This window comes from Alkalibacillus haloalkaliphilus C5 (assembly GCF_000269905.1).
Lineage (GTDB): Bacteria > Bacillota > Bacilli > Bacillales > Alkalibacillaceae > Alkalibacillus > Alkalibacillus haloalkaliphilus_A.
Genome location: NZ_AKIF01000148.1, coordinates 1 through 7,134 on the forward strand (window position 1 = coordinate 1; position 7,134 = coordinate 7,134).

General features: G+C 37.9%; 8 protein-coding genes and 1 other annotated feature. Of the genes, 6 read left to right on the forward strand and 2 right to left on the reverse strand.

The window, feature by feature from the left end:
- Positions 1–486: 486 nt before the first annotated feature.
- Positions 487–699 (reverse strand): small acid-soluble spore protein SspI, encoded by a 213-nt coding sequence (gene sspI / locus A194_RS0113240; RefSeq protein ID WP_017187299.1) that lies wholly within the window; start codon positions 697–699, stop codon positions 487–489.
- Between the two features lie 91 nt (positions 700–790).
- On the opposite strand from sspI, the gene A194_RS0113245 reads away from it, so the two are divergent.
- From A194_RS0113245 to pheT, 4 genes are all read left to right on the forward strand, one after another.
- Positions 791–1,546: a TrmH family RNA methyltransferase gene (locus A194_RS0113245; RefSeq protein WP_017187300.1), complete on the forward strand. Its 756-nt coding sequence runs from the start codon at positions 791–793 to the stop codon at positions 1,544–1,546.
- A gap of 47 nt (positions 1,547–1,593) precedes the next feature.
- Positions 1,594–1,832 (forward strand) — a binding site (T-box leader).
- Positions 1,833–1,893: 61 nt separating this feature from the next.
- A complete protein-coding gene (gene pheS, locus A194_RS0113250) occupies positions 1,894–2,928 on the forward strand; it encodes a phenylalanine--tRNA ligase subunit alpha (RefSeq protein WP_017187301.1) in 1,035 nt (344 codons plus the stop codon).
- Between the two features lie 15 nt (positions 2,929–2,943).
- Positions 2,944–3,480, forward strand: coding sequence for a YtpR family tRNA-binding protein (ytpR, locus tag A194_RS21205; RefSeq protein ID WP_337442990.1), 537 nt, complete (start codon positions 2,944–2,946; stop codon positions 3,478–3,480).
- Between the two features lie 5 nt (positions 3,481–3,485).
- Entirely contained in the window at positions 3,486–5,372 is a 1,887-nt protein-coding gene (pheT, locus tag A194_RS18540; RefSeq protein ID WP_337442991.1) for a phenylalanine--tRNA ligase subunit beta, read from the forward strand.
- 42 nt (positions 5,373–5,414) lie between these two features.
- On the opposite strand, the gene rnhC is transcribed toward pheT, so the two are convergent.
- A complete protein-coding gene (gene rnhC, locus A194_RS0113260; RefSeq protein WP_017187302.1) occupies positions 5,415–6,332 on the reverse strand; it encodes a ribonuclease HIII in 918 nt (305 codons plus the stop codon).
- Between the two features lie 136 nt (positions 6,333–6,468).
- Here rnhC and zapA point away from each other — a divergent pair, with 136 nt between their 5' ends.
- Both zapA and A194_RS0113270 read left to right on the forward strand, forming a co-directional pair.
- Positions 6,469–6,732 carry a cell division protein ZapA gene (gene zapA, locus A194_RS0113265; protein ID WP_017187303.1) on the forward strand — a complete coding sequence of 88 codons (264 nt, stop codon included), beginning with the start codon at positions 6,469–6,471 and terminating at the stop codon, positions 6,730–6,732.
- Positions 6,733–6,734: 2 nt separating this feature from the next.
- Positions 6,735–7,134, forward strand: a 400-nt coding sequence (locus A194_RS0113270; protein ID WP_017187304.1) for a CvpA family protein, incomplete at its 3' end; no start/stop codon positions are given.

Consider the following 7,134-nt stretch of genomic DNA (forward strand, 5'->3'; position numbering starts at 1 on the left):
CGCACGGCTCGAGCCAGGCAACTTCATCGAAACTGCATCTGTGAAACTTGCACCGAGGAAGCCTACTTCGAAGCATTGCTTGAAGACGCAGGTGCATCACTCGGCGGACAAAGGAACTTCGGCTAAGTACCGGACGTCCTGACCGAACGCCGAAGTGACCCACATCCTGTGCACCTCTGGGGTCTCGAGACTCGTGCTGTTCCCGTGACCAACCCGGAGGGTCTAATGTCGGCGTTGGTCACAAATGTAGATTTCAAAAGCTTCAGCGCTTTAATTTGCGCCGAGTAACCGCAGGCGCAGGACGTGACCGCTTTTAGCCGACCTGGAGTCGCCACCTTCGCTCCTCACCTGATACCAACTCTGTGCTTTAACCAGGAAAACAAGAAAGCATGCTAGTTACATATTTGCGATCTTTGTTTTATACCCAAAACAAAATAACAACCCAACATTTGACTTAAAATCGTCTTGTAGAAACTAAGTTTCAAGCTACAGCTTCCCAACTTCTTCTTCTAACTTATTTAATATGCCTTCTTTTTCATCTTCAGAAGCTTGTTGCCAGTACATCTCAAATAACACACCTAACCCAGGCAACATTTTCTCTTCACCACTTTGAATTGCTTCAGTGATCGTCGCTTCTAATTGTTCTTCATTATGGCCAGCGACATTATTTCGAATAGCTTTTCTTAAATTTAAGTCCATATGAACACCTCTATTCTCGCATTTACCTTTAGTTTGACCAAACTTATATGTAGTATGTATGATATATATACGAATAAAAGGAGTTTATATAATGTTAATTGAATCTAAGCAGAATAAACGCGTCAAAAATTGGAAAAAACTACATAAAAAAAAGAGTCGTGATCATGAAGAGTTATTTTTAATTGAAGGTTGGCACCTCATAGAAGAAGCGATTAAAAGTGATTGGTGCATCGATGAGTTGATTGTGTTAGACGGGGTTGATTACCCTGAAAGCTGGGATTCTTATAACTTAACGTTTGTGACAAAACCTGTACTTAATGAAATTGCTCAAACAGAGTCCCAACAAGGGGTTTTAGCAGTAGTAAAACAACAAAGACATGATGAACAAGAGCTGGGACAAAAGCTTTTGTTTGTCGATGCTGTGCAAGACCCTGGTAATGTCGGAACAATCATTCGAAGTGCATTAGCTTTTAATGTTGAAGCTGTTATATTAGGGGAAGGTTCTGTTGATTTGTATAACGATAAAGTCGTTCGGGCAACTCAAGGTGCTTTATTTCATATTCCTGTCATAAATGGTGGTGACCTGTCACAGTGGGTGGCGCACTGTCATACGCATAATATTAACATTTATGCAACTGCCCTTGATAATCAAGCGAAGCCATTACAAGATGCTAAGCCCAATAGAGCCTATGCTATAATTGTTGGTAATGAAGGTGAAGGTGTTGATTCTGCACTGATCAACGACGCTAACGAAACAGTTTATATTCCGATCGAACATGAGAGTGAATCGTTAAATGTCGGTGTAGCAACAAGCATCGTTTTGTATCATTTTTCACAAGCTACTTGATAATTATGTTAAAGTTATCTATAATACATGATTAGATGAAGTGAATATTAAAAGCAAAGAATGAGCAAAGTAGTCATCCGGTTTATACGATATAAAGGGATGGAAAGTCGTTGACTGAAAGCTTTCCAATTCGTACGGTATGATGAATTTCACTCAGGAGTTGGCACTTAGACCTGAATAGATCAGTAAAGGTGTCCCGGGGAAATCCCTCGTTAACAAAAAATGAGTGGGTATGTATTTTTATATACCAACTAGGGTGGTAACACGGTAATAACTCGTCCCTTCTATAGGGGGCGAGTTTTTTATGTTATTAATTGAGTTCGTTCAAAGTAAAGGAGGATATTAAGATGAAAGAACGTTTACAAACGTTGAAAGATGAAGCATTGAACCAAGTGAAAACAGTTACTGATCAACAAGCTTTACAAGACATAAGAGTACAGTATTTAGGTAAAAAAGGTCAAATCACAGAAGTACTTAAAGGGATGGGGAAATTATCGAAAGAAGAACGCCCTGTCATTGGCCAACTAGCTAATGAAGTAAGAGACGTCATTACTGAAGCGATTGAGGAGAAAAAATCAATGCTTGAAGAAGAAGCGATTGAGAAACAGCTTCAAGAAGAAACGGTTGATGTCACTCTACCTGGTAAACCAACACAAGTTGGCGGCTCACATTTGTTAATGAATGTAATCCGTGACATTGAAGATCTATTTGCGAGTATGGGTTATCAAGTTGCAGAAGGCCCAGAAGTTGAAACAGATTATTACAACTTTGAAGCACTAAACTTACCAAAAGGTCACCCAGCACGTGACATGCAAGATTCTTTTTATATTACAGAAGAACTACTTATGCGTACACATACATCACCAGTTCAAGCAAGAACGATGAATAAACATGAAGGTAAAGGACCTGTTAAGATTATTTGTCCTGGTAAAGTTTATCGACGCGATACAGATGATGCGACACACTCGCACCAATTTACACAAATTGAAGGGCTGTATGTTGACGAAAATGTTCGTATGAGTGACTTAAAAGGAACTTTAAATACCTTAGCAAAACATTTATTTGGTGAAGAACGTGAAATTCGCTTACGTCCTAGCTTCTTCCCGTTTACAGAGCCATCTGTGGAGATGGACATTTCTTGTAAAGTGTGCTCAGGTAAAGGTTGTTCAGTTTGTAAGAAGACAGGTTGGATTGAAATTTTAGGTGCAGGATTAGTTCATCCAAATGTGTTAGAGATGGCTGGCTTCGATCCAGAAAAGTATTCAGGTTTCGCATTCGGTATGGGACCAGAGCGAATTGCTATGTTGAAGTACGGTATTGAAGATATTCGTCATTTCTATACAAATGATGTGCGCTTCTTAAAACAATTCCATCGTGTATAAAGGAGGAAAATTGAGATGTTTGTTTCGACGAATTGGTTAAAACAATATGTTGATATTGATCATGTATCAATTAATCAACTTGCTGAAGATATTACGAAAACAGGTGTGGAAGTTGAGCAAGTGTTTCCACCGACAATTGAAAGTGAACATTTAGTTGTAGGATATGTTAAGCAGTGCGAACAACACCCTAATGCTGATAAATTAAATTTGTGTCAAGTCGATGTTGGTCATGGTGAAACGGCGCAAATCGTTTGTGGTGCTACTAACGTCGCAGAGGGGCAATACGTCATCGTAGCTAAACCAGGTGCTGTTTTACCAGGTGATTTTAAAATTAAAAAAGCAAAATTACGTGGTGAAACATCAGAAGGTATGATTTGTTCTCTTCAAGAGTTAGGTGTTGATGAAAAGTATATCGATGATGAGTTCAAAGACGGGATTTACGTCATTCAAGATGATGTTGAAGCAGGTCAGCTTGCTGCTCCTCTACTTAACTTAAATGACTCAATTATTGAATTTGACTTAACGCCAAACCGTTCAGATTGTTTAAGTTAATTGGAATGGCTTATGAAGTAGCGGCGATGTACAATCAAGACGTTAAATTACCTGAAGTCAATGTTAAAGAAGATCAAGAACAATCAAGTGATTACATTGATGTTGAGATTGAAGACGAACAAGCTAACCCATATTACGGAGCTTGGGTTATTAAAGACCTTGAGGTGAAACCATCTCCATTATGGTTACAAAATCGACTTATCAGTTCAGGTATTCGTCCAATTAACAATGTCGTCGATGTGACGAACTATGTTTTATTAGAATATGGCCAACCTCTACACGCATTTGATTATGACCGTTTTGGATCGCAAAAAGTCGTTACGCGTTTAGCTAAAGAAGGCGAAACCATTAAAACATTAGACGGTGAAGAGCGCACTTTATCAAGTCATCACCTTGTTATTACTAATGGAGAAGAAGCACATGCCATTGCTGGTGTAATGGGTGGTGAGGATTCAGAGGTTCAAGAAGATACAACGACAGTTTTACTTGAAGCGGCTTATTTTGATCCACAATCAATTAGGCAAAGCTCTAAAGAACACGGCATTCGCAGTGAAGCGAGTGTTCGTTTTGAAAAAGGTTTAGACATTACCCGCGTTAAAGAAGCGGCAAGTCGTGCAGCACAATTGTTAGCTGAACTTGGTCGCGGCAAAGTGTTAGGTGCGATCGTCGAGGAAGGTTCAACAGAATGGACGCACGATCAAGTGTCGTTCAACCAATCAGAAATGGAACAACGAATTGGTGCAGAGATTTCATTAGATGAAATGAAGCGTATTATTGATCGTCTACAATTTGACTATGAAGTAGATGGTGAGACTATAACAGTTACAGCACCACCGCGTCGACAAGATATTAAAATTAAAGAAGATATGATTGAAGAGGTTGCGCGTTTATATGGTTATGACAATATTCCGTATACGTTACCTACAGGCGAGATGAGACAAGGTGGCTTAACACAACACCAGAAATTATTACGTCAAGTCCATCAATATTTACAATCAACAGGACTTTATGAAGCGGTGACTTACTCATTAACGACTGAACGAAATGCAGAACGATTTATGAGCCCTGATGTAGCAAGTTTAAATGTTACACCTGTTCAATTAGCTATGCCAATGAGTGATCTTCATAGTCATTTAAGGTTAAGTGCGATTCCAGAACTATTAGCTAGTTTACAGTACAACGTCGCTCGTAACCAATATAATGTTGGGCTTTATGAGTTAGGGTCTGTTTATACTCAAATCTATGGTCAAGGTACGCAGCCAGAGGAACGAACTAGAGTGTCAGCTGCTGTTACAGGCTTATGGGAAAATCATCCATGGCAAGGTGTGAAAAAGCCTGTTGATTTCTTCGCTCTAAAAGGGATCGTTGAAGGGTTGTTAGAATACTTGGCGGTTGAAGGTGTACAATTTGAGCGTGGCCAACTAGAAGAATTACACCCTGGACGTACAGCTGTTGTGAAATTAAACGGTGATGTTATTGGTTATATTGGCCAAGTACACCCTACAGTGCAAAAAGAACATGATTTACAAGAGACTTACGTGTTTGATTTAAATCTTGAAGCAATTTTAGAAAGCTCAAATACTAAAGAAGGCTATACACCTATTACAAAGTATCCTGCTATAGCGCAAGACTTAGCTTTTGTAGTAACTCAAGATGTGCCTGCAGCTCAATTAGAGCAGGCAATTATGACACAAGGTCAGCCACATCTTCATTCTGTCAAAGTGTTTGATGTGTATGAAGGTGAACATATGGAAGAAGGTAAGAAATCGATTGCTTTTAACCTTATTTTCCAAAACAATGAACGAACGTTAAAAGATGAAGAAATTGATGAGGCAAGAAAATTAATCGTTAATCATTTAAAATCTGAGTATAATGCTGTTTTAAGAGGTTAATGGTTCTAAATCTAAAAATGCAGTCGTAACGTTATTAGACGATTACGACTGCATTTTTTTAGCTTTTTGAGTATTACCGAAATGGACCTTGCCAATTTGATCTAAAAAAGGCTCACCTTTCGTTTGTATAATACGTTTTATTTGTTGGTCGACTTTGTTAGAAGCCCCTTTTTGCAGCTCAAACCCAACTTTTTTTGATAACTTGTCCATTTCTTGTACGAATCGGTAGCGAGCGAGCATGGAAGCAGCTGCAACACACGTAGACTGACTTTCAGCTTTCGTTAGAAATGTAATGTTAGAATGCGGAGTGTCATTAGAAGCTTTAATCTTATTATAATAAACACCCGGTTCACAAAATTGGTCAATGACAATACCACTAGGTTTAGTGGAATCTAGTTTATTGATTACATGTTGAATAGCATGGTGGTGCATCCAAGCTTTCATTCGAACTTGAGACCAATTCTTTTGCTTGAGCTGATTATACCTTTCGTTATGAAGTGTTACAGTACTATAAACGATATCTGTTTTTAAAATGTCTTTAACAATTGATGTGATCGTTTTGTCGTTCATACTTTTGGAGTCTTTAACACCTAACTCACGTAGTAAAGCTTGTTGCTTTTCAGTTGCATAAACCGCACCAACTGTAATCGGTCCAAAATAATCACCAGTGCCAGCTTCATCTGAACCGATATGATCAAGCGATAACACTTCTTTAGAAGCACTTGAAATGGTATGTTGTTTCTTTTGGGTTTCTGGGTTAACATCCCAGCGTGATGCTTCCTCTGCATGAGTTGCGCCTTGAAACATAATTTTCCCAGAGGTATAGGCAGTTATTGTACAGCCGTTTTGTTTAGCGATAAATTCTGTGTGCGGTGGTTGTTTATTTAATTTGTTATTGGCATAATGTTTTTCGATACGACCTAACGTTTGTTGATCGACTTTTATAACTGTTTGTCCCATAAAAATCTCCTTTGGAATCGAACTATTATTTAGTATATCATTAGAAATAAAGGTTCGCACGTTGCCCGATTACTTCCCTAAATTGATAAAAACGTGTTACTATATGGTTTAGAATAACGTTGAGGAGGACCACTTGATGTCTGATTCTGAAAAAAATAAAGTTACTGTAGAAGTACATAAACGAAAATATACAGTTGTTGGTGAAGAATCTCCAGAACAGATAAAAATGGTAGCGAGTCTTGTTGATCAAAAAATGGATGAAATACAATACTCAAAGCCTTCATTTGATACGACACAATTAGCTGTTTTAACAGCATTGAACACGATGAACGATTATTTAAAATTAAAACAAGATTATGATGCACTTGTACAAAAAGAGAGGAAAGAGGATCGAAAATAGTTATGCTTGATATAATACTACTCATTCTACTAATTTTAGGTTTTTTAATCGGTTTAAAACGAGGCTTTATTTTACAGTTAATGCATTTAGCTGGATTTGTTGTTGCTTTTATTGTAGCACGTTTATATTATGAAGACTTAGCAGGTTTGCTTGAGCTTTGGATTCCAAATCCAAATACAGCTGATGACCACTTTTGGGGAACGATAATCAGTGGAAGCGGACTAGTTGACGCTTTTTATAACGGTGTTGCATTTATTATTATCTTTATTATTGTGAAAATCTTAATGCAAGTATTAGCAAACATGTTAGATTTCGTCGCTAATATTCCAATTTTAAGTAGTATCAATAATTTGTTAGGATCAATATTTGGATTAATTGAAATGTATGTCATTGTTTTTGTTG